This is a genomic window from Streptomyces sp. NPDC002886 (assembly GCF_042888445.1).
In the GTDB taxonomy this organism is placed as follows: domain Bacteria; phylum Actinomycetota; class Actinomycetes; order Streptomycetales; family Streptomycetaceae; genus Streptomyces.
The window spans coordinates 1,269,623-1,296,211 of the sequence record NZ_JBIAPV010000002.1; the positions used below are offsets into that span (position 1 = coordinate 1,269,623).

Consider the following 26,589-nt stretch of genomic DNA (forward strand, 5'->3'; position numbering starts at 1 on the left):
GACGGATACCGGGACCGTCGCCGCGTCGTGGGCGCTCACGCCGTGCCTCCCTCGTGGTTGCCGTGGTTGCCCTGGTGACCCTCGTTGCCCTGCCGGCCCGCGTCGCCCTGCGTCCCGTGGAAGCCGCCCTCGCCCGGCGGGGCCTGGTGCGGGATCCGTGCCTCGGCCGAGGCCGCGGCGGCGGCTTCCGCCGCCGAGCCGCGCTCGGCCACGACCTCGCGGACGGCCTCGATGACGCCCGAGTACCCGGAGCAGCGGCAGAGGTTGCCGCACAGCGCCTGGCGGGTCTCCAGCTCGCTGGGGGCGTGGTTGCCTTCCAGCAGGTCGTGGATGGTCATGGCCATGCCGGGCACGCAGAACCCGCACTGCACCGCACCCGACCTGCACAACGCCTCTTGTACGTCCGACAGTTCCCCGTCGGTCGCGAGACCTTCCACGGTCCGGACCTCACTGCCCGCGGCGGTGGCGGCGGGAACCAGGCAGGAGGCGACGAGCCGGCCGTCGACCTGCACGGCGCAGGCGCCGCATTCGCCCTGCGAGCAGCCGTCCTTGGCGCCGGCGAGGCCGAGGCGCTCGCGCAGCACGTAGAGGAGGGACTCGCCGATCCAGGCGCCGGTGACGGGGCGGTCGGCCCCGTTGACGCGCAGGACGTAGGAGGCCGACGGGTGCTCGTGCTGGGCCACGGCCCCGGCGTCCGCTCCGGACGCCCCCTCGGCGAATTCCTCTTCGTACGTCTCCCCCTCGGCCGGAACCCCTTCGGCCGTCCCCGCCGGAGCCGTCTCGACAGCCAGGTCGGCGTCGTCCGTACTCGGCACGGGCCCGGCCCCGGCTCCGCCCGGGCCCGGCACGCCCGCGCCGAACCCCGGCTCCGCCTCGGCGGCCCCGGCCTCGCCCTCGGCCCCGGCTTCGCCGCCGGGTTCGCCGTCGCTCCCCGGATGCTGCCGCTCCCCCGAGTCCGGAACCTGCGCCGGGCCGTGGGCGGCTTCGATGTCGTGCGGGGCCGGGTGGACCGGCTCCCCCTCCAGCGGGGTCCCGACCCCCGGGCCGCCCAGCACGCGCGGTCCGCGTCCCAGGGCCGGGCCGAAGGGTCCGCCGGCCGGCGCGGAAGCCCCGGGAAGCACCCCGGATCCCAGCGGACCGGAACCCGGCGCATCGGAGCCCAACGGGCCGGAGCCCAGCGGGTCGGAACCCGCCCCGTCCCCGCCCGGCTGCTGCGCCACGTATCCGCGCGCACCCTCGAAGTCCGGATGCGTCGCCCACGGGGCCGCGGCCCCGCCCGGCAGCGTCGCGGGGGCCCGGCTCCAGTCGGCCGCGGCCGCGAGCTGCCCGAAGCTGCCGGTGTCGCCGGCGCCGCCCGGGGTCCACACGTCGCTCGCCGCCGCCTCGGGGAAGTGCCACTCGGCGGTCGACCCCGGCTCGTGCGCGCCGGCCGGGCTCCCCGCGAAGGACTCCCCGGCGGACCCGATGGAGTCCCCGGCGGAGCCCCCGAAGGAGTCCCCGTAGGGCCCCGCGAAGGGCTCGGCGAAAGGCTCCGCGAAGGGCTCGCCGAACGACTCCCCGTAGGGATCCGCGACGGGCTCGGCCACCGGCTCCGCCGCCGGATCCGCGAACGCCGCGGCCACCGAGGCCGGAATCGGCACCGACGCCGGGATCGGCGCCCGCACAGCGGCGCCCGAAGCGCCCGCGTCCGCACCCGTGTCCGCCGGAGCCGCCGCGCCCGCCTCGGGCCACTGCACCGGGATCGTCCAGGTACCCGTGGCCGCGGGGTCCGTGCTCCCCGTGCCCAGCGGCACGATCATCGGCGGCGGCACGTAGCCGTGCCCGGGGGCCGCGAGGGGCTCCCCGGTGCCGAGCGCGTCCAGCATGTCCTGCGGCAGTTTCACGAAGGCCGTGGCGTCGGAGTCGTACTCGCCGCCGTGCGGCACCGGTTCCCAGCCCCAGTGGGGTCCCGTGGAGCCCGCGGCACCCGTGTTGTCGTTCTCACTCATGAGCTCAGCGCCCTCCCCAGGGCCCTCCGTGCCAGCACGGCCACCGTCCGCCGCAAATGCAGTACTGCGGGAGCCACCGGCTCCCCCTGGTCGGGCACGCACGCCGCCGCGACGTACTCGCCGAAGGCCTCGAGCGCCTCGGGGGCCAGACTGCGGTCCCCGTCCCAGTCGATCAACGAAGCAACCCACTGCTCGGCTTCCAGCGGCCGCAGCGGCATCGGGGCGACCGCGCCGATCGCGCAGCGCACGCCCCGGCGCGCGGGGTCCAGTACGAGCCCTACGGACGCCATCGCGCGCCCCGGTCCCGTACGGCCCGTGGCCTTGAGGAACACCTGCGGCGCGTGCAGCAACGGCACCCGCACGAAGCCGATCAGCTCGCCGGGGCGAAGCATCTCCCGGCCGGCGAGCAGGTGCGAGACCGGGATCTCGCGCCGCGATCCGCCGGGTCCGACGATGACGAGCACGGCCTCCAGCGCGGCCAGCACGGGCAGCGCGTCGCCCGTGGGCGCGGCCGTGGCGATGTTGCCGCCGAGCGTGCCGGCGTTGCGGATCTGCGGCGGGCCCGCGGCGCGCGCGGCGGCGGCCAGGGCCGGGATCAGGGCGGCGAAGTCGGGTCGGCCCATGCGCGCGTGCGTGAGGCCGGCGCCGAGCAGCGCGTGGCCGTCCTGGTACTGCCAGCCGCGGATCTCGTTGATCCGGCCGAGGCCCACCAGGGCGGCGGGGCGCAGGAGTCCCGCGTTGACGGCGGCCATGAGGTCGGTGCCGCCCGCGACGGGGACGGCGGCGGGCATGGCCGCGAGCGCCGCCACGGCCTCGTCGAGCGAGGCCGGCAGCGTCACGGACTGCTCCGCGTTCCCCGCCCGCGGGTCGCTGCGGGGCCCCTGGGACGAGTCCCGTGCCTGCGGTGCGTGCGGTGCGTGCGTGGTCAACCCAGCTGCCCCTTCCCGATGTCCCGGTCCCGGCGCTCACGCCTGTCCGCCGTACGGTACGTGCTCACCGCCGGGACGTGGCAACTCTGGCACATCTTCCGGAGCACCGGACGCGAGGGTCCACCGCCCGCGCACCACCGGCGCACCACCCCCGCAAGACCCCGCCCCCGGCCGCGAACACGCCCCCCGCGGGGCCCCCGCACCACCCGCGGCGTTCACCGTGATCCGGCCGCGATCCGACTGCAATCCGACTGCGATCCGGCCGTGATCCGGCCCCGTCCCGGCCCCGCCCCGGGGGCCCTGTCCCGGGCCTCGGAGCGAGGCCGGGGACAGGGGTCGGGACTGCGGCCGGGACGGGGCGCGCTCCGGGGCCCGACCCGCGGGCCCGTCACACGTTCGGGGGCGCTCCCTCGATCGGGCGTCCGAGCACTCCGGGCCGGCGCTGCCACGGCAACGGGCCGCCCGGCGGCCGGTAGTCGACCCCGAGGGCGTCCAGCCGCCGGTAGTGGGCCGCCATCCGCGCCTCGAAGTCCGCGTAGTCCCGCTCCGCGGGCTCCGGCAGCCGGGACCACACCACCTCGGCGAAGGCCGCGAGGCGCGGGAACACCTGGTAGTCGACGCGGCTCTGGTCCTCCATCACCTCGGTCCACACGTTGGCCTGCGCGCCCAGCACGTGGGCGGCGGCCTCTTCGGACAACTTCGGTGGTACCGGCTCGAACCGGTACACATCCTCCAATGTCCGCACGTACCCGATGGGCATCGGCTCGTCCTCGCCGCCCGCCTGACGGTGGTCCAGGTACACCTGCTGCTCGGGGCACATCACCACGTCGTGGCCGGCCTCCGCGGCGGCGATGCCGCCCGCGTAGCCGCGCCAGGAGGACACGGCCGCTCCCGGGGCCAGTCCGCCCTCCAGGATCTCGTCCCAGCCGATGAGCCGGCGGCCGCGCTCCGCGAGCCAGCCGTCGAAGTGCCGGATGAACCAGGACTGCAGACCGTCCTCGCCGTCGACCCCCAGCTCCCGGATCCGCTCCTGCGCCGCCGCGGAGGCCTTCCACTGCGCCTTGGGGCACTCGTCGCCGCCCACGTGCACGAAGGGCGAGACCTCCGCCGGGAAGATCTCCAGCAGCTCCTCGAAGACCCCCTCGTAGAACCGCAGGACGGCCTCGGTGGGCGCGAGCACGTTCTCGTTGACGCCCCAGTCGTCCCACACCTCCAGTGCCGCCGTGTCCACCACGTCGGTGTTCCCGAGCTCCGGGTACGCGGCGATCGCGGCCTGCGAGTGCCCCGGCACGTCGATCTCCGGCACCACCCGCACGTGCCGCTCCGCCGCGTACGCGACGATCTCGCGCAGGTCGTCCTGGGTGTAGAAGCCGCCGTGCGGGGTCTCGTTCCACAGCGGCGAGGCCCGGTGGCCCCACCGGCTGCGGGCCCGCCAGGCGCCGACCTCGGTGAGCCGCGGGTAGCGCTTGATCTCGACCCGCCAGCCCTGGTCGTCCGTCAGGTGCAGGTGCAGCACGTTGAGCTTGTGAGCGGCGAGCAGGTCGATGTACCGCAGCACCCCGTCCTTGGGCATGAAGTGCCGGGCCACGTCGAGCATCAGCCCGCGCCAGCCGAAGCGCGGGCCGTCCAGGAGGTCGCCGACCGGCAGCCGCCACACCGCTCCGGGCAGCGGCGCCCGCCGGTGGGCGTCGGCCCCGAGGAGCTGACGCAGCGTCTGGGCGGCGTAGAAGAGGCCCGCCTCGTCGGCGCCCTCCAGGAGGACGAACCCGGGCGCGACATGGACCTCGTACGACTCGGCGCCGGTCCCCCGCGCGATCTCGGGGCGCAGCGCGAGCCGGATCACCGGGCGCTCGCCGTACGCCTCGCCGCGGACCGGGGACGGCAGCGCCCAGCCGGCGGCCGCGCCGAGTTCGCGGCGCAGCCAGCGGGCGGCGCCCTCGGTGCCGGGTCCGGCATCGAGGAGCGGGTCGGTGAGCTCGACCGTGCCTCCGTCGGGCAGGAATCGCGCGTACCGGGGCTGCGGGATCAACTCGGGCATGGGATCGGCTCCTCCACCGTTGCATCCTGTGCAACGCACGTTTCACATGGCGCTGATGCGGCGACCCTAACCCGCCCCCGGGGCACGGCAAAGGCCCCCGGGCGCACGTATGCGCACCGAGGGCCTTCGTCCCGTTTCAGGAGGGCCGCAGGACTACTTCCCGTCCTTGCCGCCCTTGTCCTTGTCCCCGCCGGGGCCCATGGACTCGTAGATCTCCTTGCACATGGGGCAGACCGGGTACTTCTTCGGGTCCCGGCCCGGCACCCAGACCTTGCCGCAGAGCGCGACGACGGGGGTGCCCCCGAGCGCGCTCTCCATGATCTTGTCCTTCTGGACGTAGTGGGCGAAGCGCTCGTGGTCGCCGTCGCCGTGGGACACCTGCGGCGTCGGCTCTACGAGGGTCCCCGTACCAGTCCCGCGATCGGGCTCAAGAGTGCTCATGACTGCCAGGGTACCGAGTCCCTCGCGCGCGAGGGATCCGCACCGGCCGCCGCGGCCGCCCAGGCCCCGGGGTCAGTTCAGCGACGGGTCGTCCGCGTACGTGGCCACCATGGCCAGCTCGCTGCGCTGGCGCCGCAGCACGGCTCGCCACAGCCGTTCCGGATCCGGGAAGGAGACGTCGCCCGGCTCGGAATCGACCACGTACCAGGCGCCCACGCCCAGTTCCTCCTCCAGCTGCCCCGGGCCCCAGCCCGAGTACCCGGCGAAGATGCGCAGGCCCCCCAGGGCCGCCGCGAGGAGTTCGGGCGGGGCCTCCAGGTCCACCAGACCGATCGCCCCGTGCACCCGGCGCCAGCCGAGCGGACCCTCCTCGCCCGGGATGACCGCCAGCCCCAGCGCCGAGTCCAGCGCCACCGGGCCGCCCTGGAAGACCACTCCGGGGTCCTTGGCCAGCGGAGCCCAGGGCAGCAGGACGTCGCCGACGCCCACCGGGGTGGGGCGGTTGAGGACGACGCCGAGCGAGCCCTGGTCGTCGTGGTCGAGCAGCAGGACGACCGCGCGGTCGAAATTCGGGTCCGCGAGGGCGGGGGTGGCCACGAGCAGCCGCCCTGTGAGGGAGGACACCTCGGTCATGGCCACATGGTCTCGCACATTCGCCCGTGAGGGGGAGTGAGCGGCGCACCGGGATCCTGCGCAGCTCAGGGCGCACGGCGGCAGTTCGGGGCGCGCGGGGCCCTGCGGCCGGCCCCCGGGCGGAAGGAGACACTCCGCCACCTGGCGGGCACCCAGGGTGTTGTGCCGAATTCATGACAGTCCTACGGCCCCGTCAGCCTTACGAACAAGGGGGGCATGCCCCTTACCCTTTTCACTGGCCCCCTGCCCACCCCTCTCCGGAACGCGAGATTCATGACCGGCATCAGTGACGATGTACTGCTTGTCCACGGCGGAACCCCGCTCGAGGGCGAGATCCGTGTCCGCGGCGCGAAGAACCTCGTACCCAAGGCGATGGTCGCCGCCCTGCTCGGCAGTGAGCCCAGCCGGCTGCGCAACGTCCCCGACATCCGGGACGTCCGGGTCGTGCGCGGGCTGCTCCAGCTGCACGGGGTGACCGTCAGGCCCGGCGACGAACCGGGCGAGCTGGTGCTCGACCCCTCGCACGTCGAGAGCGCGAACGTCGCCGACATCGACGCGCACGCGGGGTCCTCGCGGATCCCGATCCTCTTCTGCGGCCCGCTGCTGCACCGCCTCGGCCACGCCTTCATCCCGGGCCTGGGCGGCTGCGACATCGGCGGCCGGCCGATCGACTTCCACTTCGAGGTGCTCCGCCAGTTCGGCGCGACCATCGAGAAGCGCGAGGGCGGTCAGTACCTGGAGGCACCGCAGCGACTGCGCGGCTGCAAGATCCGCCTGCCCTACCCGTCGGTCGGCTCGACCGAGCAGGTGCTGCTGACGGCCGTCCTGGCCGAGGGCGTCACCGAGCTCAGCAACGCCGCCGTCGAACCGGAGATCGAAGACCTCATCTGCGTCCTGCAGAAGATGGGCGCGATCATCTCCGTCGACACCGACCGGACCATCCGGATCACCGGCGTGGACCGCCTCGGCGGCTACAACCACAAGGCGCTCCCGGACCGGCTGGAGGCCGCCTCCTGGGCGTCCGCGGCCCTCGCCACGGGCGGCAACATCTACGTGCGCGGCGCGCAGCAGCGTTCGATGATGACCTTCCTGAACACCTTCCGCCGGGTCGGCGGGGCGTTCGAGATCGACGACGACGGCATCCGCTTCTGGCACCCGGGCGGTCCGCTCAACGCCATCGCGCTGGAGACGGACGTCCACCCCGGCTTCCAGACCGACTGGCAGCAGCCGCTGGTCGTGGCGCTGACCCAGGCCGCCGGCCTGTCGATCGTCCACGAGACGGTCTACGAATCCCGTCTGGGCTTCACCTCCGCGCTCAACCAGATGGGTGCGCACATCCAGCTCTACCGGGAGTGCCTGGGCGGCAGCGCCTGCCGTTTCGGCCAGCGCAACTTCCTGCACTCGGCCGTCGTCTCGGGGCCCACCAAGCTCCAGGGCGCCGACCTGGTCATCCCCGACCTGCGCGGCGGGTTCTCGTACCTGATCGCGGCGCTCGCCGCCGAGGGCACCTCGCGGGTCCACGGCATCGACCTGATCAACCGGGGCTACGAGAACTTCATGGAGAAGCTCGTGGAACTGGGCGCCAAGGTCGAGCTCCCAGGCGGGGACCTCGTCTGACCCGGGCGTAGATCCACCCAGACCGTCCCAGAACGCCCCCACAGGCCCCGTACAGGGCCCGTGGGGGCGTTCTGGCTCCCGGAGGCCACACGCGCTCCGGAAGCGCCAGAGGCGGCCACCCGGTGCCGGGTGGCCGCCTCTGGCGTACTGCTTGATACGTACTACGTACTACTGCCGTCCCGAGGGCCGGTGCGGCCCTCGGCACAAGGGCGGACTACTTGCCCTTGGCGGCTTCCTTGAGCTTGGAGCCCGCGGAGACCTTCACGCTGTAGCCGGCCGGGATCTGGATGGGGTCGCCGGTCTGCGGGTTGCGCGCGGTGCGAGCGGCACGGTGGGTGCGCTCGAAGGTCAGGAAGCCGGGGATGGTGACCTTCTCGTCGCCCTTGGCGACAATCTCGCCGACGGTCTCGGCGAGCGCGGCCAGAACGGCGTCGGCGTCCTTGCGGGTCACCTCGGCGCGCTCGGACAGAGCGGCCACCAGCTCACTGCGGTTCATGTTGTACTCCCGTGTTCAACGTGCCTTAGAGGCGTGAGATCGAAGCCGATGCTGCCAGGGCCCTAGGACAGTCCCCGGACCCGGGTCTGACGTCAGACCCTCTCGCCCGGTTACGCATCCTGCCCCCACCACCGGCGGGAAAGCCAATCCGGCACCCGCCGGGGTCACACGAAAAGCGCCACAGTCACGCCGCGGTGACGCTCCGTCCGCGCCAGAAGGCGTCCGGACGGGTGTCCGGACGACGCGGACCGCGGGCCACGCGGGCATCCCCGCAACCCTATGGGCGGCCCGGGGGGCCCGCATCCCGCGACGCGCCGGGGATCAGACGGAGGTGGGCGCCGTCACCACCGCGGAGGCGGCCTTGCGGACGGCTCCGGCGACCGCGCCGGCGACCTTGTCGTTGAAGACCGACGGGATGATGTAGTTCGCGTTCAGCTCGTCCTCGCCGACCACGTCGGCCAGGGCGCTCGCGGCGGCCAGCATCATGTCGGTGTTCACGGTGCGGGACTGGGCGTCCAGCAGGCCGCGGAAGACGCCCGGGAAGACCAGGACGTTGTTGATCTGGTTCGGGAAGTCGGACCGGCCCGTGGCCACGACGGCCGCGGTCTGGCGGGCGATCGCCGGGTCCACCTCGGGGTCCGGGTTCGCGAGCGCGAACACGATCGCGCCTTCCGCCATGGCGGCCACGTCCTCGCCGGACAGGACGTTGGGGGCCGAGACGCCGATGAACACGTCGGCGCCGACCACGGCCTCCTTCAGAGTGCCCGTGTAGCCCTCGGGGTTGGTGTTGTCGGCGATCCAGCGCAGCGGGGAGTCCGCGGCCGCGTCGACGAGGTCGGGGCGGTCCGCGTGCACGACACCGTGGATGTCGGCGCTGACGGCGTTCTTGACGCCGGCGGCGAGGAGCAGCTTGAGGATCGCGGTACCGGCGGCGCCGGCGCCCGACATGACGACCTTGACGTCGCCAACGGCCTTGCCCACCACGCGCAGTGCGTTGGTGAGGGCGGCGAGGACCACGATGGCGGTGCCGTGCTGGTCGTCGTGGAAGACGGGGATGTCGAGGGCCTCGCGCAGCCGGGCTTCGATCTCGAAGCAGCGCGGCGCGGAGATGTCCTCCAGGTTGATGCCCGCGAAGCCCGGGGCGATGGCCTTGACGACGGCCACGATCTCGTCGGGGTCCTGGGTGTCCAGGCAGATCGGCCAGGCGTCGATGTCGGCGAAGCGCTTGAAGAGGGCCGCCTTGCCCTCCATGACCGGCATGGCGGCCATCGGGCCGATGTTGCCCAGGCCCAGCACGGCGGAGCCGTCCGTCACGACTGCGACGGTGTTGCGCTTGATGGTCAGACGGCGGGCGTCTTCGGGGTTCTCGGCGATCGCCATGCACACGCGGGCCACGCCCGGGGTGTAGATCATCGAGAGGTCGTCGCGGTTGCGGATGGGGTGCTTCGACTGCATCTCGATCTTGCCGCCGAGGTGCATCAGGAAGGTGCGGTCGGAGACCTTGCCGAGGCTGACGCCCTCGATCCCGCGGAGCTTCTCGACGATCTCGTCGGCGTGCGCCGTGGACGTCGCCGCGATGGTGACGTCGATGCGGAGCTTTTCGTGGCCGGATGCGGTCACGTCGAGGCCGGTGACCGAGCCACCGGAGGACTCCACGGCGGTGGTGAGCTGGGAGACCGCGGTTCCGCTCGCGGGCACTTCCAGGCGGACCGTCATCGAGTACGAGACGCTGGGCGCCGTTGCCATGGCCGTGTTCCTCTTCTGTCCCTGGTTCTTCTGTACACAGGGCCCAGCGCTGCTCCGGCCGAAACATGGCAGGTGCGGCAGGACCTGTTGTCCGATCGTCCCACCTACCAGCCGGTACAAGGTAACCAGCTACAAATTTCGGAAGAACTCTTCCACCATACGAGATAACCGGGGTCCGGGGAATGGGTGGCCCATACAAAAAAAGTCCGCGCCCTCCACTGAGTGGAGGACGCGGACCTGGTGCTTCCTACGTCTATGACACCGACCCGCCATGCTCGCCTCGCGGCAAGTGGTCGCTCTAGGCGACGAAGGTTGGGCCCGGGGGCTTGGATCGAGTCGGTGCCGTAACCCAGGCTAACAAAGGTTCGCCCGAAGTGATCCCCCTACCGGCGACCGGTTGTCGGGACCACGCCCTTGGCCGCCGACCAACCGGCCCTACGTCCGTCCCGGGCCCGTCCTGTGCCGGCCCCGGGCCCGCTCCTACGGCTTGAGCAGCGCGGCGACGCCCTCCGCATCCGGCTCGTCCTGGCCGGTGGAGATCACCGTCAGCTGCTGGGTCGCGCGGGTCAGGGCCACGTAGAGCACCCGCAGACCCGCCGGGGACTCGTTCGCGATCTCCGCCGGGGAGACCACGACCGTGGCGTCGTACTCCAAGCCCTTCGCCTCCAGGCTGCCCAGGGCGACCGCCCGCTCCCCCAGGTCCGCGAGCCATCCCGCGGCCTCCGCGCGCCGGTCCATGGCCACGACCACGCCGACCGTGCCGTCCACCTGCTCCAGCAGGCGCCGGGTCTCCTCCACGACGGTGGAGCGCAGGTCCTCGCGCACCGCCGTGAAGCGGGGCCGCAGGCCCGTGGAACGCACGGCCGTCGGCGGCTCCGTGCCCGGCGCCGCCAGCTTCAGCACCCGCGAAGCGACCTCGGCGACCTCGGCCGGGTTGCGGTAGTTCACCGTCAGGGTGAACTTGCGCCGCGGCCGCGTGCCCAGCGCCTCGTCGCGCGCGGCGGCGGCCTCCTCGGGATCGGTCCACGAGGACTGCGCCGGGTCACCGACCACCGTCCACGTGCCGCCCCGGCCGCGGCGGCCGACCATCCGCCACTGCATCGGCGTCAGGTCCTGCGCCTCGTCGACGATGACGTGCGCGTACTCGGTGCGCTCCGCCGCGAGCCGCTCGGCCCGCTCCCACTGGGTCTCCTCGCGGGTCGGCATCAGCTCCTCCAGCCCGCTCAGCTGGTCCAGCGGGTTCAGCTCGCGCTTCCGCTTGGGCCGCGCGGGCGCGCCCAGCAGCTGCTGGAGCTCGTCGAGCAGCGCCACGTCGTGCACCGACAGGGCGCCCTTGCCGTCCGGGCCGACCCGGCGCAGGGAGCGTGCCACCTGCCGGGTCTCGCGCGGGTTCAGGTCCCGGCGCGACCAGCGCGACAGGCGCCGCTCGTCCGCCATGGAGGCCAGCACCCCGCGCGGGGTGAGCTCGGGCCACCAGGCGTTCATGAACTCGATGAACGCGTCCTCCGTGGAGATGTCCTCGTCGAAGGCGGAGCGCAGCTCGGCGGCGAGCTCCGGGTCGCTGTGCCGGCCGGCCCCGCCGGACTTGGAGTACAGCGCGTCCAGCAGGAGCTTGCGGGCGCGCGGGCGCAGCAGGTTGACCGGGGCGGTGCCGGACAGGACGTTCTGCCGGATCCGGTCGAGGTCGGGGGCCTCCAGCTCCTGGCGGCGGCCGAAGGCCACCACCCGCAGCCGGTCGGGGGCGGGTGCCCCGCCGGGGCCGCCGAACTCCAGGGCGCCCCGTACGGCCTTGCGCAGCACCTTCAGCATCCGGGACGAGCCCTTGATGCGTGCCGTGGACGGATCGTCGTACGTGGTCGCCTCGGCGCCGTCGACGAGCGAGCCGAGCGCCCGGATGGCGACCTGGCCCTCCTCGCCGAGGGAGGGCAGGACGCCCTCGGTGTAGGCGACCAGGAGCGGGGTCGGGGAGACGATCAGGATGCCGCCCGAGTAGCGCCGGCGGTCCTGGTAAAGCAGGTAGGCGGCGCGGTGCAGGGCCACGGCGGTCTTGCCGGTGCCCGGTCCGCCCGCGACCTCGGCGACCGAGGCGGCGGGCGCCCGGATGACGAGGTCCTGCTCGGCCTGGATGGAGGAGACGATGTCGCGCATCGAGTGGGTACGGGCCCGCCCGAGGGCGGCCATCAGGGCGCCGTCGCCGATGACGGGCAGCTCGTTCCCGTCGAGGAAGGCGGTCACCTCGGGGCGCATCAGGTCGTCCTCGACGCCGAGCACCTTGCGGCCCTTGGAGCGGATGACCCGGCGGCGCACGACGCGGCCGGGCTCCTTGGGGGTGGAGCGGTAGAAGGGCGCGGCCGCGGGGGCCCGCCAGTCGATGACGAGCGGCGCGTAGTCGGAGTCGAGGACTCCTATGCGGCCGATGTGGAGCGTCTCGGCGATATCGGCCGTGAGGTCGGTGCGGATCGCGTCGTCGGCGGGCTCGACGGAGGTGAAGGCGCCGTCGGGGCCCCGCTCCCCGTCCTTGCCGAGGACCAGGTCGATGCGGCCGAACAGGAAGTCCTCGAACTCGTTGTTGAGACGGTTGAGGTGGATCCCGGCCCGGAACACCTGTGCGTCCCGCTCCGCGAGGGCGCCCGGCGTGCCGACCTGGCCACGCTTGGCGGCGTCGTTCATCAGGAACTCCGCCTCGTGGATCTTCTCCTCAAGGCGTCGGTACACGTGATCGAGATGCGTCTGCTCGACCGCGATCTCCCGATCGCGGACGGAATCCGCCGTGCTGTCGACAGCGGCATTCTGCGCGGCCACCAAGGCCCCTTTCTGACGTGCATGGGCAGCCGTCAACCGTACGCCAAGGGACCCGCCCGCGCACGCCCCTTCCGGGACGGCTCGCGGATCAGGACGAAGATCACGCCCCGCGGCCGCCCCCCGGCCGCCCCGCGACGGCCCGGGACCGGGTCAGCCGGGGCGGGATTCGAGGACGCGGCGCCGGTGCCGGGCCACGCGCTCGCGGTTGCCGCAGAGCTCGCTGGAGCACCAACGGCGGCGGTGTCCGCGCGAGGTGTCGAGGTAGACCCGGGCGCAGCCGTCGCCCTCGCAGGCCCGCAGCAGGTCCCGTTCGCCGGGGTCGGTGAGCAGTTCGACGGCGTCCCGGGCCACGGAGGCGAGCAGCCCGGCGCATTCGACTCCGCCGCACAACTCCCGTACGAGGTGACCTTCTTGGTCCTGTACTGCACACAGTCCCGGGGGTGGACCGGCGGCCGCCGCGTTGACCCGGGCCAGAGCGGCCTCGGGCGGCGAGGCTCCGGCCAGCTCGGCCCGTACGAGGCTCTCGACGTCGGCGCGCAGCACCCGGAAGGCGTGCACCCAGTCGTCCCCGACCAGGGCGAGCGGCGTCCGGTCGGGCACCAGCCCGGCTCCGGTGAGCCACAGCCGCAGCCCGTCGCCGTCCCGGATGCCCTCGGTGTGCGCGAGGGGAGAAAAAGTAGCCACCAGGTCCAGGCAGACCCGCCCGGAGTCGAACCACATACCCGTCACCGCCTCCCTCTCGGGGCGTGCCCCCAGAGTGCCCGTCGCGCGGGCACTCGGCTAGAGGGCGGGCGGCTCGTCGTTCAGGAGGAGCTGGAAGAGGCGGTGGTCCTGCCAGTCCCCGCCGACGTGCAGCAAGCGGGGCGCGAGCCCGTACGGCTCGAAGCCGGCCTTCTCCAGCACCCGCTGCGAGGGCAGGTTGTCGACCCTCGTGCCCGCCTCGACCCGGTGGAGCCGCTCCTCGTCGCGGGCGATCCGGCAGAGCTCCCGCAGCGCGGCGGTGGCCAGTCCCTTGCCGGTCCAGGCCTGGTCGATCCAGTAGCCGACGGAGGCGCTGAGCATCGGCCCGCGCACGATGTTCTGGAGGTTGATCCCCCCGACCTGCGTGCCGTCGGCGGCGACCAGCACGAAGGTCCGCGCGCGGCCGCCCTCCTGCTCCGCGAGGAGCCCTTGGAGCCGGGCCCGCTGGCCTGCCTCGGTGTAGAAGTCCTCGTCCCGCCAGGGCTCGTAGGGCGCCATGTACGCCCGGTTGCGCGCCAGTGTCTCGGCCCTCCCGGCGGCGTCTTCCAGCCGCAGGGCCCGCATCTCCACACCGTCAATGATCATCCGGGCACGCTAACGGACGGCCCGGCCCCCGGCCAGACCCGTGTTCCTCAGGTGTCCGCGTACTTCGTGTCGGCGGCCATGTCCAGGGACAGCCGGTAGCCGCGCTTGACGACGGTCTGGATGAGGTTCGGTGCGCCCAGGGCCACGCGCAGGCGGGCCATCGCCGTTTCCACCGCGTGCTCGTCGCGGCCCGCGCCCGGCAGGACGCGCAGGAGTTCGGAGCGGGCCACGACCCAGCCCGGGCGCCGGGACAAGGCCCTGAGCAGGGCCATGCCGGCCGGTGGGACGGGGCGCAGCTCGCTGTCGAGGAGGACCGCGTGGCCGCGCAGCTCCAGCCGGTGTCCGGCCACCGGGAGGACCCGGGCCCGGCCGGGGAGTTCCTGGCACAGGAGCTGCACGAGGGGTCCGAGCCGGAAGCGCTCGGGCTGCACCGTGGGCACGCCCTCCGCCTGCAGCGGCAGGGCCGTCACCGGCCCCACGCAGGCGGAGAGCACCGACCCGCCGGTCAGCGCCCCGAGCACCTGGTCCCGTACGCCCCGCTCCGCGGCCCGGGTCAGCAGCGAGGCCGCGGCCGGGGCGGAGGTGAAGCTCACGGCGTCCACCCCGCCCGCGGCCACCGCGTCGAGCAGCCGGTCCAGCGGCCCGAGGTCCTCCGGCGCCATCCACCGGTAGACGGGTACGCCGACCACCTCGGCCCCGCCGGCCCGCAGCGCCTCGATGAACCCGGGCAGCGGCTCCCCGTGCAGCTGGAGGGCGATGCGCCGGCCGGCCACCCCGGCCGTGAGCAGCCGGTCCAGTACCTCGGCGAGGGATTCCGACCGCGGGGACCAGGTCTCCACGAGCCCGGCGGCCCGGATCGCGCCCTTCACCTTCGGTCCGCGCGCGAGCAGTTCGGTCTCCCGCAGCCGCCCGAGCAGCTCCTCGCCGAGCCCCCATCCGTCGGCGGCCTCGATCCAGCCGCGGAAGCCGATGGCGGTGGTCGCCACCACCACGTCGGGCGCGCAGCCGATCAGCTCCTTGGTGGCGGACAGCAGTTCGGCGTCGTCGGCGAGCGGCACGATCCGCAGGGCGGGCGCGTGCAGCACGGTGGCCCCGCGGCGGCGCAGCAGGGCGATGAGCTCGTCGGCCCGGCGGGCGGCGGTGACTCCGACGGTGAATCCGGCGAGCGGACCGGCCGGAGGACCGGCGGGCGGACCGGCGGGCGGGCTGAGGGGCGGACCGGTGGGGGTGTCCTGGTCGTGCATGGTGACCTGCCTCGCGCAGTGGTCGGGTCCGGTGTCGGGGTCCGATATCGGGGTCCGGTGTCGCGGTCACACGCAGTCGTGACGCTCGCGTGAACCGAGCCTGCCCCCGTGGCGTATCAGGCTCGGTTCACGCGTATTTCGGTGCCGTTAACCGGCGTGTGCCCTGCGTTACACCGAGGTGAGCTGCGGCTTCGCCTCCGCCCCGGCCGTGGGGATCACCGCCTGGGCGGGCCGGCGAAGGTATACCGCCCAGGTGACGGCGCAGCACACCGCGTAGAAGCCGAGGAAAGTGACGAAGGCCGCCGTGCCCGAGCCGGAGCTCAGGAACGCCTCGCGGAAGACCAGGTTGATGGCGAGTCCGCCGAGCGCGCCGACCGCGCCGATGAGTCCCATGGAGGCGCCGGACAGTCGGCGCCCGTACGCGGCCGCGTCCTCGCCGCTCATCCCGCGGGCCAGCGCCTTCGCCTGGAAGATGCCGGGGATCATCTTGTAGGTGGAGCCGTTGCCGAGCCCGCTGAGGACGAACAGCCCCACGAAGCCGACCAGGAACACCGGCAGGGACTCCCGTACGGAGGCCAGGATCACCACTCCGGTGGCCGCGGCCATCGACACGAAGGTGCCCAGGGTGATCCAGGCGCCGCCGAAGCGGTCCGCGAGGGCCCCGCCGACCGGCCGGATCAGCGAGCCGAGCAGCGGTCCGATGAAGGTGAGCGAGGCCGCCTGGAGCGGGGTGCGGCCGAACTGCGTCTGGAGCACCAGGCCGAAGGCGAAGCTGTAGCCGATGAAGGAGCCGAAGGTGCCGATGTACAGGAACGCCATGATCCAGGTGTGCGCGTCGCGGGCCGCTTCCCGTACGGCTCCGGTGTCGTTGCGGACGGGCGCCAGGTTGTCCATGCGCAGCGCGGCGAGCGCCGCCGCGAGCACGATGAGCGGGATGTAGGCGCCGAGCAGCAGCCGCGGGTGGCCGGCCCCGGCCGTACCGATGACCAGCAGGGCGGCGAGCTGGACGACGGGGACGCCGATGTTGCCGCCGCCCGCGTTGAGGCCGAGCGCCCAGCCCTTCTTGCGCAGCGGGAAGAAGGCGTTGATGTTCGTCATCGACGAGGCGAAGTTGCCGCCGCCGACCCCGGTCAGCGCGGCCACCAGCAGGAAGGTGCCGTACGAGGTCCCGGGCTCCATCACGATCCAGGCGGCGACCGTCGGCGCGAGCAGCAGCAGGGCGCTGACGACCGTCCAGTTGCGGCCGCCGAAGCGGGCCACGGCGAAGGTGTACGGGACGCGGACCAGGGCGCCCACGCAGGTGGCGGTGGCGATGAGGAAGAACTTCCCGGCGGGGTCGATCCCGTACTTCGGGCCCATGAAGAGCACCATCACGGACCACAGGGACCAGATCGAGAACCCGATGTGCTCGGAGAGCACGGAGAAGACCAGGTTGCGGCGGGCGGTCTTCTCGCCCGTCTCCCGCCAGAAGGTCTCGTCCTCGGGTTCCCACCGCTCGATCCAGCGGCCACCCTTGCGCGGTGCGGTCGTACTGGTCATCACACGCCTCCACAGCTGCTGCGATCACGTCGCGCTCGTCGGCCGCCCCGGGCCTTGCCGGGTCTTGCCGGTCGTGCCGGGCTCGTCGCGTCCCGTCCGTGGTGACGACCCTAGGAAGGGCTCGTTTCGGCCCCGGTCCCCGCCGGATGACCGGCGGGAAACCTTGCACTCACCCGCCGCCGGGGCCCGGTGTGAGCGCGGGCAGCCAGCTGTCCGGGGGCACCTCCAGCCAGCCGCGCCCGGCTCCGAGCTCCGCGGCGGCGCGGCGCAGCGCGTCGAGCCCGGGATGGCTCATTCCCTTCCTCCACACCATGGAGAGCGGCGACAGCGGCACCGGGGCGGTCAGGGGCCGCTTGACGCAGCCGGGCATGTCGAGGAAGCCCACCGTGGCCAGGACCGGGCGGCCGGTCTTGACCATGACCCGGCGGAACTCCTCCTTGCCCACCGCCACCGGCGCGGGCGGCGCGGGTTCGATGCCCCGCCCGGCGAACAGCTCGCGCGCCAGCCCGGTCCACTCCGCCGTCCGCGGGTTCCCGGCCCCGGTGTACACCGACTCGCCGCGCAGCGCGTCCAGCGGTACGGCGTCCAGCGCGGCCAGCGCGTGCCCCTCGGGCAGCAGCACGGCGAGCGGCTCGTACCGTACGGGCGTCCGCACGAGGCGGGCCCGCAGCGCCGGGTCGAGGCCGTCGGCGTACCCGAAGGAGACGTCGAGGCGGCCCGCGGCGATCTCGGCGGCGGCATGGGTGAGCCCGGACTCGAAGCGGGCCATCAGCTCGCAGTCGGGGGCGAGTTCGCGGGCCCGGTCCAGGACGCTGCGGGCGGTGCCGGGGCCGTCGGTGTTGAGGTCGACGAGCAGCGGCCGGGGCCCCGCGAACGCCCCGGCCAGCTCCTCGTGCGCCCGCAGCACGCCCCGGGCCAGGGGCAGCAGCCGCTCCCCGTCCGGGGTCAGCTCCACGGCGCGGGTGGTGCGGAGGAACAGGGCCGTGCCCAGGGTCTGCTCGAGCCGGCGCACGTCCCGGCTGAGGGCCTGCTGGGCCACGTAGAGCCGGGCGGCGGCACGGGTGAAGTGCAGTTCCTCGGCCACGGCGAGGAAGGCGCGCAGCAGGCGGGGTTCCACGTCTCGGGGCGTCACCTGCGGAGACTAGACAACGGTGGGCGGACTGACAACGCAGAGCGGTGAATCGCTCCCGAACAGGTGTTGGACCGCTGACGGCCCCCGGCCCGAGCCTTGATCCATGCCCACCACCCCGCCGTCCGCTGCCCCTGCCCCGTCCGCTGCCCCTGCCATCGGCACCGCGCGCCGCGCCGCCGCCCCGGCCGCGAGCGGCCCGCTCATGGCCGTCTCCGGCAGCACGCTGGTGCTCGCCGCCGCCCCGGCGCGGCAGGAGCACCGGGCTCGCCCGGCGCGGCCGGCCCGCGCTCCGGGCCCGTACCGCCGGCTCTTCGCGCTCCCCGGCACCCGCGGGTTCACCACCGGGAACCTCATCGCCCGGCTCCCCATGGGCATGTTCGGGATCAGCGCCGTCATGATGATCGCGGGCCAGCGCGGTTCCTACGCCCTCGCCGGCGCGGTCGTCGCGGCCGGTCTGGCGGCCACCGCGGTCGTGGCCCCCTGGACGGCCCGGCTGGTCGACCGGCACGGGCAGGCCCGCGTCGCCGTCCCCGCCACCCTGATCGCCGTACTCGGCTCGCTCTCGCTCGTCGCGTGCGTCCGTACCGGGGCGCCCGACTGGACCCTCTTCGCCTCCTACGCCGCCACCGCGACCACCCCCAACATCGGCGGCATGTCGCGCGCCCGCTGGACGCACCTGCTGGAGGGAGAGCCCGCGGCGCACCACACCGCGATGTCCTTCGAACAGGCCGCGGACGAGCTGGCATTCATGCTCGGGCCGGTGGTCGCCGCGTTCCTCTGCACCACCGCCTTCCCGGAAGCGGGCACGCTCGCCGGCGCCGCACTGCTCCTGACCGGGATGCTGGTCTTCACGGCCCACCGCGCCACGGAGCCCCCGCCGACGGCGCCGGTCCGCGGCAAGTCCCCGCTGCGGAGCCTGGGACGGCTGCTGCCGCTCTTCTTCATCCTCGGCACGATGTTCGGCTCGTTGGAGATCACCTCCGTCGCCCACCTCGGCGGCCACGGCCTCGGCGCGCTCTCGGGCCCGGTCATCGCCCTCCAAGCGGCGGGCTCCTGCGTGGCCGGTCTGCTCTACGGCACCCTGCGCCCGCGCGGGTTGCCGGCCTGCCTGGCCGTCCTGGCCGGGGCGATGGCACTGCCCTGGGCGGCCGCGGCCACCGGCTCGGTCCCGGCCCTCGCGGCGGCGCTGCTCGCGGCCGGCATGGCCACGGCCCCGGTCATGGTCACCGCCATGTCCCGGATCCACGCGGTGATCCCGCCGGGCCGGCTCAACGAAGGAATGACCCTGGCCGTCACCGCGATCTTCGCGGGCATCTCGGTGGGCTCGGCAACCGCCGGCTCCGCGATCGACCACCTGGGCACGATCGCCCCGTACGCCCTCCCGGCAGCGGCAGCCCTGCTGGCCCTCCTGTCTAACTCCTCCGGTCGCCGGAGAACGCGAAGCGCCTGATGGAAGCGGTCGCCCGCGACCGCGAGGGCACAACCACCGTCGCCAGGCCACTGGACGAGCTGAAGGAGACGGCCGGGGGCGAGGAGTAGGGAGCGTCCACTTCGACCCCGCGGCCTGGGAGCCCGCTACCCCTACTGACGGGCACGGCAAAGGCCCCGCAGCCTGATGGCCGCGGGGCCTTCGCTCAACATGGGGGTTGTGGAGATGGCGGGAATCGAACCCGCGTCCAACGGTGCAGAAGTAGGGCTTCTCCGAGCGCATTCCGCTGCGCTTTTCTCAGCCCCGGAGATCACACGGACAAGTCTCCGACGGGCTCAGTCACTGTTTGATTTCCCTCTATCCCCCGTGACCGGAGTTAGAGGTTTAGATCCCTAATTGACGCCAGGATCCGGACCGGGACCACTTCCGGGCTGACGCTCCTCACAGAGGCTTCAGCTCACTGTTATTAGGCAGCGAGGGTGAAGCGGGAGTTATCGCTCTTGGAGTTGGCGATTATTGTTTGCGACATATGGTTAACGAGATCATTGCCGCTTTCTCGGCTCGCTTCCCCTACATCGACATCCGCTGTCGAAACCGATCATCCCCATGTTTCACGCTGTTCAGTTATGAAATCCAGCAGGCGCTCTCCATGCGTCCCGCTCGACCGGCGCCACCCGCAAGCGCGTGGTGCTGACGCCATCGTACGCGAAGTGGACCACCGTGTGCCAGGAGGTTAAAGCTGGCCGCGCTCCTTGCGCTTCACGGCCGAGATCACCCGGTTCGTCTCGCGCGTGTCCTGCTTCTCGCGCAGCGACTGCCGCTTGTCGTACTCCTTCTTGCCCTTCGCCAGCGCGATCTCGATCTTCGCCCGGCCGTCCTTGAAGTACAGGGCGAGCGGCACGATCGTGTTGCCGGTCTCCCCCGTCTTCGAGTCCAGCTTGTCGATCTCCTCGCGGTGCAGCAGGAGCTTGCGCTTGCGCCGCGCGCTGTGGTTGGTCCAGGTGCCCTGGCTGTACTCCGGCACGTGCACGTTGTAGAGCCAGGCCTCGCCGCTCTCCACCGACACGAAGCCGTCCACCAGCGAGGCACGGCCCTGACGCAGGGACTTGACCTCGGTACCCGTGAGCACGAGGCCGCACTCGTAGGTGTCGATGATCGTGTAGTCGTGCCGCGCCTTCTTGTTCTGGGCGATCAGCTTGCGCCCTGTTTCCTTAGCCATAGTGCGGTCATTTTCGCACTACGGACCCACCCCGATGCCACCCAATACCGTGCGGGCCCGTTCTTCGACCCCGTCCGCCGCCGCCAGGTCCGGGGTGATGCCCGTGCCGTCCAGACCGCGGCCCGCCGGAGTGCGGTACGTCCCCACCGTCAGCTCCGCCACCGATCCGTCCGGCAGCTCCGTGGGCATCTGCACCGAGCCCTTGCCGAAGGTGCGGGTGCCGACCACCACCGCGCGGCCGCGGTCCTGGAGGGCTCCGGTGACCAGTTCGGCCGCGCTCATCGTGCCGCCGTCGATCAGCGCCACCAGCGGGCGGGCCGTGTCGCCGCCCGGGGCCGCGTAGAGGGCCCGCTGCTCGCCGCGCACGTCGTACGTCGCCACCAGCCCGCCGTCCAGGAAGGCGGAGGCGGCCGTCACCGCCTCGGTGACCAGGCCTCCGGTGTTGCCGCGCAGGTCGAGCATGACCCCGCCGCCGGCCGGGGCGGCCCGGACCGCGGAGCGGACCCGGTCGCCGGACCCCCGGGTGAAGGAGGCGACCTTGATGACCGTGATCCCGCCGGCGAGCGACCGTACCGTCACCGGCTCGCTGCGCAGCTCCTCGCGCCGCACCGTCTGCGTGAGGTCGGTCCCGCCGCGGGTCAGCTTCAGCTCCACGGGGGTACCGGCCGCGCCGCGCAGCAGGGACACCACCTCGGCCACCCGGAGCCCGGTCACGCCCTGCCCGTCGATGCTGAGCAGCCGGTCCCCGGCCCGCATCCCGGCCCGCGCCGCGGGGCTGCCGGGCTGGACCCGGTCGATCTCGATGCGGCCGTCGCGCAGCCGCCCGGCCCACAGGCCCACGCCCGTCCAGTGGCCGTCCAGGTCGTCGGCGAAGGCCTCGTACTCGCCCTGGTCGTACACCACGGCCCAGCGGTCCCCGCTGCGGCTGACCACGTCCTGGGCCGCCGACTTGGCGGACTTGCCCTCGGCGACCGCCTCGGCGGCCGCGCGGGCCACCGCGTCCCGGTCGGCGGTGGCCGCCGCGCGGGGCGCCTGCGCGGGGACCCTCGGCCCGGGCGGGGCGGCGTCGGGTTCCGTACCCACCACCAGCGCGGCGGCCCCCGCGGAGTCGGCGGAGCCGCCGTGGCCCCAGCTCCCGGTGCCCGCTCCGACCCCCACGGCGGCGAGGAAGAGCAACGTCACAACAGCCCCGCGACGCACGTCGCGGGGCTGGAGACAGAAGGCGGGAATACTCGGCAGGCCCGGCATGGCGCCGAGTCTAGGACAAGGCCCCGCGCGGTACGGGTGGTTGGCCGTACCGCTCGCGGGGCGCTCGTCACACCTTGAGGTACTTGCGCAAGGCGATGAAGGCCGCCAGCGAGGGCATCAGCAGACCGATGACCAGGACGAGCGGCAGCTTGGTCAGGACCGAGTCCCAGCCGATGAAGTTGATGAGCTCCATCTTCTCGCGCAGCGCGGCACCGTGGTCGATCACGAAGTACTGGCCCGCGCCGAGCATCCCGCAGGCGAGCAGCGCGCCGATCAGGCCGGCGAAGGCCGCCTCCATGATGAACGGCACCTGGATGTAGAAGCTGGAGGCGCCCACCAGCCGCATGATCCCGGTTTCGCGCCGACGGCTGAAGGCCGAGACGCGCACCGTGTTGACGATCAGCAGCAGCGCCACGACCAGCATGATCAGCATGATGCCGAGGGCGGCCCAGTTGAGGTAGCCGAGGAGCTTGAAGAGGTTGTCCGTCACACTGCGCTGGTCCTCGACGGACTGGACCCCGTCACGGCCGGAGAAGGAGGTCGTGATGACCTTGTACTTCTCGGGCTGCTTCAGCTTCACCCGGAAGGATTCCTGCATCTGGTCCGGGGTGATGGAGGCGGCCAGGGCGGTCTTGCCGAACTGCTCCTGATAGTGCTTGAAGGCCTCGTCGGCGGACTCGTAGGTGACCCCCTTGACGAGGTCCATGCCCTTGAGCTCGGCCTCCAGGGCCGTCTTCTGCTCCGGGGTCACCGCCCCCTTGGAACAGGCGGATCCGCCCGTCGCCTCGGCATCGTTCTTGTTGCAGAGGTAGATGGAGACGTTGGCCTTGTCGTACCAGTACCCCTTCATCTTGCTCACCTGGTCGCGCATGAGCAGGGAACCGCCGAACAGGGCCAGCGACAAGGACACGGAAATGATGACCGCGAAGGTCATGGTCAGGTTACGGCGGAGACCGACCCCGATCTCCGACATGACGAACTGGGCGCGCATCGCGTCTCAGGAGCCTTTCAGTGCTGGTAGCCGTAGACGCCGCGCGACTGGTCGCGGACGAGACGGCCCTGCTCGAGTTCGATGACGCGCTTGCGCATCTGGTCGACGATCTGCTGGTCGTGGGTCGCCATGATCACGGTGGTGCCGGTCCGGTTGATCCGGTCCAGCAGCTTCATGATGCCGACGGAGGTCTGGGGGTCCAGGTTGCCGGTGGGCTCGTCCGCGATCAGCAGCGCCGGCCGGTTGACGAAGGCACGGGCGATGGCCACGCGCTGCTGCTCACCACCGGAGAGCTCGCCGGGCATCCGGTCCTCTTTGCCGCCGAGGCCGACGAGTTCCAGGACCTGGGGAACGGCCTTCTTGATCTCGCCGCGAGGTCTGCCGATGACCTCCTGGGCGAAGGCCACGTTGTCGGCCACCGACTTGTTGGGCAGGAGACGGAAGTCCTGGAAGACGGTCCCCAGCTGGCGCCGCATCTGCGGAACCTTCCAGTTGGAGAGCTTGGCGAGGTCCTTGCCCAGGACGTGCACCTGGCCGTGGCTCGCCCGCTCCTCGCGCAGGATGAGCCGCATGAAGGTGGACTTGCCGGAGCCGGAGGAGCCGACCAGGAAGACGAACTCGCCCTTCGCGATGTCCAGGGAGACATCCCTGAGTGCGGGGCGGCTCTGCTTCGGGTAGGACTTGGAGACGTTGTCGAATCGGATCACGGGTGCACCACGGTCGCCGGGAGTAGGTGTCCGTGACCATACGCGAACAGGCGCGAGGTGTGGACCCGGCGTCCGGAGTTGCCCGATATATCCCCTGGTCCGAGAGGTGCGCGACCGCGATTGCCCGGAGGGGCCGCGCCGAATGTCATCGAAGCTGGCACAGTGGGAGGGGGAACGGACCGGTTCCCGCGACCGTTGTAACCGAGGGGACGAGAGGAGGAGCGCATGACATATGACCGGCTCGTGTGCGCGAACTGCGCCGGACCCGTCAGCCAGGGCCGCTGCCGTGTGTGCCGGGCGAACCGGGAGCGCCTCCAGCAGGAGGGCCCCTTCTCCGGTGGTGTGAACCCGGTGGCGCTCGTCGCGCTGCTGGTGATCCTGGTGACCGCGCTGGCACTGGTGGCTCAGCAGACGGCGTAGCTCCTCAGCCGCCACGTCCCGATCAGACGTAGAAGACGCAGCATGAGCAAGAGCGGAAGGGCCCGGACACCGTAGAGGTGTCCGGGCCCTTCCGTGCGTACACGGGTACGCGCGTACGCGCCGACTAAGCGGTCTGCTCCTGCTGCTTGCGCCAGCGGATCCCGGCCTCCAGGAAGCCGTCGATCTCGCCGTCGAGCACCGCCTGCGGGTTGCCGACCTCGAACTCCGTCCGGAGGTCCTTGACCATCTGGTACGGGTGCAGGACGTAGGACCGCATCTGGTTGCCCCAGGAGCTTCCGCCGTCCTTGAGGGCGTCCATCTTGTCCTTCTCCTCCTGGCGGCGCCGCTCGAGCAGCTTGGCCTGGAGGACGTTCATCGCGCTGGCCTTGTTCTGGATCTGCGAGCGCTCGTTCTGGCACGAGACCACGATGCCGGTCGGCAGGTGCGTGATGCGCACCGCGGAGTCGGTCGTGTTGACGCCCTGGCCGCCGGGGCCCGAGGCGCGGTACACGTCCACGCGCAGCTCGCCCTCGTCGATCTCGACGTGGTCGCTGGACTCGACGACCGGCAGCACCTCGACGCCCGCGAAGGAGGTCTGGCGGCGGCCCTGGTTGTCGAAGGGCGAGATGCGGACGAGGCGGTGGGTGCCCTGCTCGACGGAGAGGGTGCCGTAGGCGTACGGGGCCTTGACCACGAAGGTGGTCGACTTGATGCCGGCCTCTTCCGCGTAGGAGGTCTCGTAGATCTCGGTCGGGTAGCCGTGCCGCTCGGCCCAGCGCAGGTACATGCGCTGCAGGCGCTCGGCGAAGTCGGAGGCGTCCACGCCGCCGGCCTCGGCACGGATGTTGACCAGCGCCTCGCGCTCGGCGTACTCGCCGGAGAGCAGGGTGCGGACCTCCATCTCGTCCAGGGCCTTGCGCACGGAGACCAGCTCGGTCTCCGCCTCGGCGAGGGTGTCCGCGTCGTCCATCTCCTGGGCGAGGTCGAACAGCACCGCCAGGTCGTCGATGCGCCCGCGCAGGTTCTCGGTCTTGCGGACCTCCGCCTGGAGGTGCGAAAGCTTGCTCGTGATCTTCTGAGCGGCCTCCGGGTCGTCCCACAGGGACGGCGCGGCGGCCTGCTCCTCGAGCACGGCGATTTCTGCCCTCAGCTTGTCGAGGTCCAGGACGGCCTCGATCGACCCCATGGTCGAGGAGAGGGACTTCAGCTCTTCGGAAACATCGACGACTGCCACGGGTCCAGCGTAGCCGGTCCCCGGGGGCCGCTCTCCGGCCGCTCTCCGGCCAGGCCGAATCCCCCGTACTAATGACGGGTCGTACGGGCGTACGCTCACGATATGACCGTCTTCCTCGTCAAGCGCCGCCATGTGGACCACATGCGTGTCACGACGACGAGCTGTCTGCCGCCGGACCATCCCCAAGCCTGATCCACCCCGATCCGACTTGGTCCTGTACGCGGCCCCGCGGCCCCGGCGCCAACCCTGCCGGCGGCCCTCCCCAGCCGCGGCCCCCGCCACCCCTGGGGACAGGACCCCGTGACATCCGAAACGGAGCCGTCATGCCGTCCGCGCACCCTTCTCCCGCTTCCCCCTCTTCTTCGCCTTCCCCCTCCGCTTCGCCCGAGGCGCACTCGCTTCCGGTCCTGGACCTGTCCCAGGCCGATGATCCGGCGCTGCGCGACGCCTTCCGCAAGGAACTGCACGCGGCCGCCCGGGACAGCGGTTTCCTGCACCTCACCGGGCACGGGATCACCGCCGCCGAGACCGCTCGCATCCTGGCCCTGACCAGGGCGTTCTTCGCCCTCCCGGAGGCGGACCGGCTGGCCGTGAGCAATCTCAACTCCCCGCACTTCCGGGGGTACACCCGCATCGGGCACGAGCTGACCGGCGGCGCTTCCGACTGGCGCGACCAGCTCGACGTGGGAGCGGAGCGTCCGGCGCGGGACGTGGGACCGCAGGACCCGGCGTACCTGTGGCTGGAGGGTCCCAACCAGTGGCCCGCGGCGCTTCCGGAACTGCGGGACGCGGTGCTGGAGTGGCAGTCCCGGCTGGCGGCGGTGGCCCACCGCCTGCTCCAGGAGCTGCTCGCCTCGATCGGCGCCCCGGCGGACTTCTTCGACGCGGCCTTCGCGGACCGGCCCCACCTGCACACGAAGCTGATCCGCTACCCGGGATCCGCCCCGACGGGCACCGACCAGGGGGTCGGGGCCCACAAGGACTACGGCTTCCTCACCCTGCTCCTCCAGGACTCGGTGGGCGGGCTCCAGGTGGTCCGGGACGGGGCCTTCCTGGACGTCCCCCCGATGCCGGGGGCCTTCGTGGTCAACCTGGGCGAGCTGCTGGAGATCGCCACGGAGGGGTACCTGACGGCCACGGACCACCGCGTGGTGAGCCCGGCGGGGGCCGTGGAGCGGTTCTCGGTGCCGTTCTTCTACAACCCGCGCCTGGACGCCGTCATCGAGACGGTCCCGGGCGCCTACCTGGACGCGGCGCCGGGGATAGCGCACGACGCGTCGAACCCGCTGCACGCGGAGTACGGCCGCAACGAGCTGAAGGGCTGGGTCCGGGCCCACCCCGCGGTGGCGCGGCGCTGGCACCCGGAGCTGGCCGGCGGCGCGTAGCCCGGCCCGGGAGCCCGGCGGGGCT

At 72.5% G+C, this 26,589-nt stretch carries 22 protein-coding genes and 1 other RNA gene; 4 read left to right on the forward strand and 19 right to left on the reverse strand.

The window, feature by feature from the left end:
- Window positions 1-35: 35 nt before the first annotated feature.
- The 5 genes from ACFYYB_RS11995 to ACFYYB_RS12015 all read right to left on the reverse strand — a co-directional run bounded on the left by ACFYYB_RS11995 (window position 36) and on the right by ACFYYB_RS12015 (window position 6,029).
- A complete protein-coding gene (locus tag ACFYYB_RS11995) occupies window positions 36-1,988 on the reverse strand; it encodes a 2Fe-2S iron-sulfur cluster-binding protein (protein ID WP_389434859.1) in 1,953 nt (650 codons plus the stop codon).
- Window positions 1,985-2,917, reverse strand: a complete 933-nt coding sequence (locus ACFYYB_RS12000) for an FAD binding domain-containing protein (RefSeq protein WP_389434861.1) — start codon at window positions 2,915-2,917, stop codon at window positions 1,985-1,987. The genes ACFYYB_RS11995 and ACFYYB_RS12000 overlap by 4 nt, the downstream gene beginning before the upstream one ends.
- Before the next feature lie 388 nt (window positions 2,918-3,305).
- Window positions 3,306-4,955 (reverse strand): beta-N-acetylhexosaminidase, encoded by a 1,650-nt coding sequence (locus tag ACFYYB_RS12005; RefSeq protein ID WP_389434862.1) that lies wholly within the window; start codon window positions 4,953-4,955, stop codon window positions 3,306-3,308.
- A 153-nt stretch (window positions 4,956-5,108) separates the two neighbouring features.
- Window positions 5,109-5,396 (reverse strand): DUF3039 domain-containing protein, encoded by a 288-nt coding sequence (locus ACFYYB_RS12010; RefSeq protein WP_243337322.1) that lies wholly within the window; start codon window positions 5,394-5,396, stop codon window positions 5,109-5,111.
- 72 nt (window positions 5,397-5,468) lie between these two features.
- Window positions 5,469-6,029 (reverse strand): YqgE/AlgH family protein, encoded by a 561-nt coding sequence (locus ACFYYB_RS12015; protein WP_327306485.1) that lies wholly within the window; start codon window positions 6,027-6,029, stop codon window positions 5,469-5,471.
- Between the two features lie 273 nt (window positions 6,030-6,302).
- Between ACFYYB_RS12015 and murA the strand changes: the two genes are divergently transcribed.
- On the forward strand, window positions 6,303-7,646 hold the full coding sequence (gene murA / locus ACFYYB_RS12020) for a UDP-N-acetylglucosamine 1-carboxyvinyltransferase (RefSeq protein ID WP_327252982.1): 1,344 nt from the start codon (window positions 6,303-6,305) through the stop codon (window positions 7,644-7,646).
- Between the two features lie 214 nt (window positions 7,647-7,860).
- On the opposite strand, the gene ACFYYB_RS12025 is transcribed toward murA, so the two are convergent.
- The 8 genes from ACFYYB_RS12025 to ACFYYB_RS12060 form a co-directional block, all read right to left on the reverse strand.
- Window positions 7,861-8,142 (reverse strand): HU family DNA-binding protein, encoded by a 282-nt coding sequence (locus ACFYYB_RS12025; RefSeq protein WP_007264399.1) that lies wholly within the window; start codon window positions 8,140-8,142, stop codon window positions 7,861-7,863.
- Window positions 8,143-8,463: 321 nt separating this feature from the next.
- Window positions 8,464-9,888, reverse strand: a complete 1,425-nt coding sequence (locus ACFYYB_RS12030) for an NAD-dependent malic enzyme (protein ID WP_389434863.1) — start codon at window positions 9,886-9,888, stop codon at window positions 8,464-8,466.
- 480 nt (window positions 9,889-10,368) lie between these two features.
- A complete protein-coding gene (locus ACFYYB_RS12035) occupies window positions 10,369-12,690 on the reverse strand; it encodes a HelD family protein (protein ID WP_389434865.1) in 2,322 nt (773 codons plus the stop codon).
- A gap of 150 nt (window positions 12,691-12,840) precedes the next feature.
- Window positions 12,841-13,410 (reverse strand): CGNR zinc finger domain-containing protein, encoded by a 570-nt coding sequence (locus ACFYYB_RS12040; RefSeq protein ID WP_389435003.1) that lies wholly within the window; start codon window positions 13,408-13,410, stop codon window positions 12,841-12,843.
- 60 nt (window positions 13,411-13,470) lie between these two features.
- The gene (locus ACFYYB_RS12045) at window positions 13,471-14,016 is read right to left on the reverse strand and encodes a GNAT family N-acetyltransferase (RefSeq protein ID WP_389434866.1); all 546 of its coding nucleotides are present in this window, start codon (window positions 14,014-14,016) and stop codon (window positions 13,471-13,473) included.
- A 47-nt stretch (window positions 14,017-14,063) separates the two neighbouring features.
- Entirely contained in the window at window positions 14,064-15,260 is a 1,197-nt protein-coding gene (locus ACFYYB_RS12050; protein ID WP_389434868.1) for a uroporphyrinogen-III synthase, read from the reverse strand.
- A 168-nt stretch (window positions 15,261-15,428) separates the two neighbouring features.
- Entirely contained in the window at window positions 15,429-16,799 is a 1,371-nt protein-coding gene (locus ACFYYB_RS12055; protein WP_389434869.1) for a nitrate/nitrite transporter, read from the reverse strand.
- A gap of 169 nt (window positions 16,800-16,968) precedes the next feature.
- Complete coding sequence (locus ACFYYB_RS12060; protein WP_389434870.1) at window positions 16,969-17,931, reverse strand: LysR family transcriptional regulator; 963 nt, start codon at window positions 17,929-17,931, stop codon at window positions 16,969-16,971.
- Between the two features lie 103 nt (window positions 17,932-18,034).
- Here ACFYYB_RS12060 and ACFYYB_RS12065 point away from each other — a divergent pair, with 103 nt between their 5' ends.
- The gene (locus ACFYYB_RS12065; RefSeq protein WP_389434871.1) at window positions 18,035-19,381 is read left to right on the forward strand and encodes an MFS transporter; all 1,347 of its coding nucleotides are present in this window, start codon (window positions 18,035-18,037) and stop codon (window positions 19,379-19,381) included.
- A 196-nt stretch (window positions 19,382-19,577) separates the two neighbouring features.
- On the opposite strand, the gene ssrA is transcribed toward ACFYYB_RS12065, so the two are convergent.
- From ssrA to ftsE, 5 genes are all read right to left on the reverse strand, one after another.
- Window positions 19,578-19,966: a transfer-messenger RNA gene (gene ssrA, locus ACFYYB_RS12070) on the reverse strand.
- Window positions 19,967-20,093: 127 nt separating this feature from the next.
- Complete coding sequence (smpB, locus tag ACFYYB_RS12075; protein ID WP_266908355.1) at window positions 20,094-20,579, reverse strand: SsrA-binding protein SmpB; 486 nt, start codon at window positions 20,577-20,579, stop codon at window positions 20,094-20,096.
- An 18-nt stretch (window positions 20,580-20,597) separates the two neighbouring features.
- Window positions 20,598-21,827 (reverse strand): S41 family peptidase, encoded by a 1,230-nt coding sequence (locus tag ACFYYB_RS12080; RefSeq protein ID WP_389434874.1) that lies wholly within the window; start codon window positions 21,825-21,827, stop codon window positions 20,598-20,600.
- A 67-nt stretch (window positions 21,828-21,894) separates the two neighbouring features.
- Window positions 21,895-22,818: a permease-like cell division protein FtsX gene (gene ftsX, locus ACFYYB_RS12085; protein WP_389434875.1), complete on the reverse strand. Its 924-nt coding sequence runs from the start codon at window positions 22,816-22,818 to the stop codon at window positions 21,895-21,897.
- A 17-nt stretch (window positions 22,819-22,835) separates the two neighbouring features.
- On the reverse strand, window positions 22,836-23,525 hold the full coding sequence (ftsE, locus tag ACFYYB_RS12090; RefSeq protein WP_243337359.1) for a cell division ATP-binding protein FtsE: 690 nt from the start codon (window positions 23,523-23,525) through the stop codon (window positions 22,836-22,838).
- A gap of 225 nt (window positions 23,526-23,750) precedes the next feature.
- Between ftsE and ACFYYB_RS12095 the strand changes: the two genes are divergently transcribed.
- Window positions 23,751-23,945, forward strand: coding sequence for a hypothetical protein (locus ACFYYB_RS12095; protein ID WP_327306474.1), 195 nt, complete (start codon window positions 23,751-23,753; stop codon window positions 23,943-23,945).
- Window positions 23,946-24,069: 124 nt separating this feature from the next.
- On the opposite strand, the gene prfB is transcribed toward ACFYYB_RS12095, so the two are convergent.
- Entirely contained in the window at window positions 24,070-25,179 is a 1,110-nt protein-coding gene (prfB, locus tag ACFYYB_RS12100) for a peptide chain release factor 2 (protein WP_389434878.1), read from the reverse strand.
- Between the two features lie 323 nt (window positions 25,180-25,502).
- Here prfB and ACFYYB_RS12105 point away from each other — a divergent pair, with 323 nt between their 5' ends.
- Window positions 25,503-26,564, forward strand: coding sequence for an isopenicillin N synthase family dioxygenase (locus tag ACFYYB_RS12105; RefSeq protein ID WP_389434879.1), 1,062 nt, complete (start codon window positions 25,503-25,505; stop codon window positions 26,562-26,564).
- The last annotated feature ends 25 nt before the right edge of the window (window positions 26,565-26,589 follow it).

Coding starts and splice junctions, on each gene's coding strand:
- ACFYYB_RS11995 (WP_389434859.1), bottom strand. CDS start 1,988: ATGAGTGAGAACGACAACACGGGTGCCGCGGGCTCCACGGGACCCCAC.
- ACFYYB_RS12005 (WP_389434862.1), bottom strand. CDS start 4,955: ATGCCCGAGTTGATCCCGCAGCCCCGGTACGCGCGATTCCTGCCCGAC.
- ACFYYB_RS12010 (WP_243337322.1), bottom strand. CDS start 5,396: ATGAGCACTCTTGAGCCCGATCGCGGGACTGGTACGGGGACCCTCGTA.
- ACFYYB_RS12015 (WP_327306485.1), bottom strand. CDS start 6,029: ATGACCGAGGTGTCCTCCCTCACAGGGCGGCTGCTCGTGGCCACCCCC.
- murA (WP_327252982.1), top strand. CDS start 6,303: ATGACCGGCATCAGTGACGATGTACTGCTTGTCCACGGCGGAACCCCG.
- ACFYYB_RS12025 (WP_007264399.1), bottom strand. CDS start 8,142: ATGAACCGCAGTGAGCTGGTGGCCGCTCTGTCCGAGCGCGCCGAGGTG.
- ACFYYB_RS12030 (WP_389434863.1), bottom strand. CDS start 9,888: ATGGCAACGGCGCCCAGCGTCTCGTACTCGATGACGGTCCGCCTGGAA.
- ACFYYB_RS12040 (WP_389435003.1), bottom strand. CDS start 13,410: ATGTGGTTCGACTCCGGGCGGGTCTGCCTGGACCTGGTGGCTACTTTT.
- ACFYYB_RS12045 (WP_389434866.1), bottom strand. CDS start 14,016: ATGATCATTGACGGTGTGGAGATGCGGGCCCTGCGGCTGGAAGACGCC.
- ACFYYB_RS12050 (WP_389434868.1), bottom strand. CDS start 15,260: ATGCACGACCAGGACACCCCCACCGGTCCGCCCCTCAGCCCGCCCGCC.
- ACFYYB_RS12055 (WP_389434869.1), bottom strand. CDS start 16,799: ATGACCAGTACGACCGCACCGCGCAAGGGTGGCCGCTGGATCGAGCGG.
- ACFYYB_RS12065 (WP_389434871.1), top strand. CDS start 18,035: ATGCCCACCACCCCGCCGTCCGCTGCCCCTGCCCCGTCCGCTGCCCCT.
- smpB (WP_266908355.1), bottom strand. CDS start 20,579: ATGGCTAAGGAAACAGGGCGCAAGCTGATCGCCCAGAACAAGAAGGCG.
- ACFYYB_RS12080 (WP_389434874.1), bottom strand. CDS start 21,827: ATGCCGGGCCTGCCGAGTATTCCCGCCTTCTGTCTCCAGCCCCGCGAC.
- ftsX (WP_389434875.1), bottom strand. CDS start 22,818: ATGCGCGCCCAGTTCGTCATGTCGGAGATCGGGGTCGGTCTCCGCCGT.
- ACFYYB_RS12095 (WP_327306474.1), top strand. CDS start 23,751: ATGACATATGACCGGCTCGTGTGCGCGAACTGCGCCGGACCCGTCAGC.
- ACFYYB_RS12105 (WP_389434879.1), top strand. CDS start 25,503: ATGCCGTCCGCGCACCCTTCTCCCGCTTCCCCCTCTTCTTCGCCTTCC.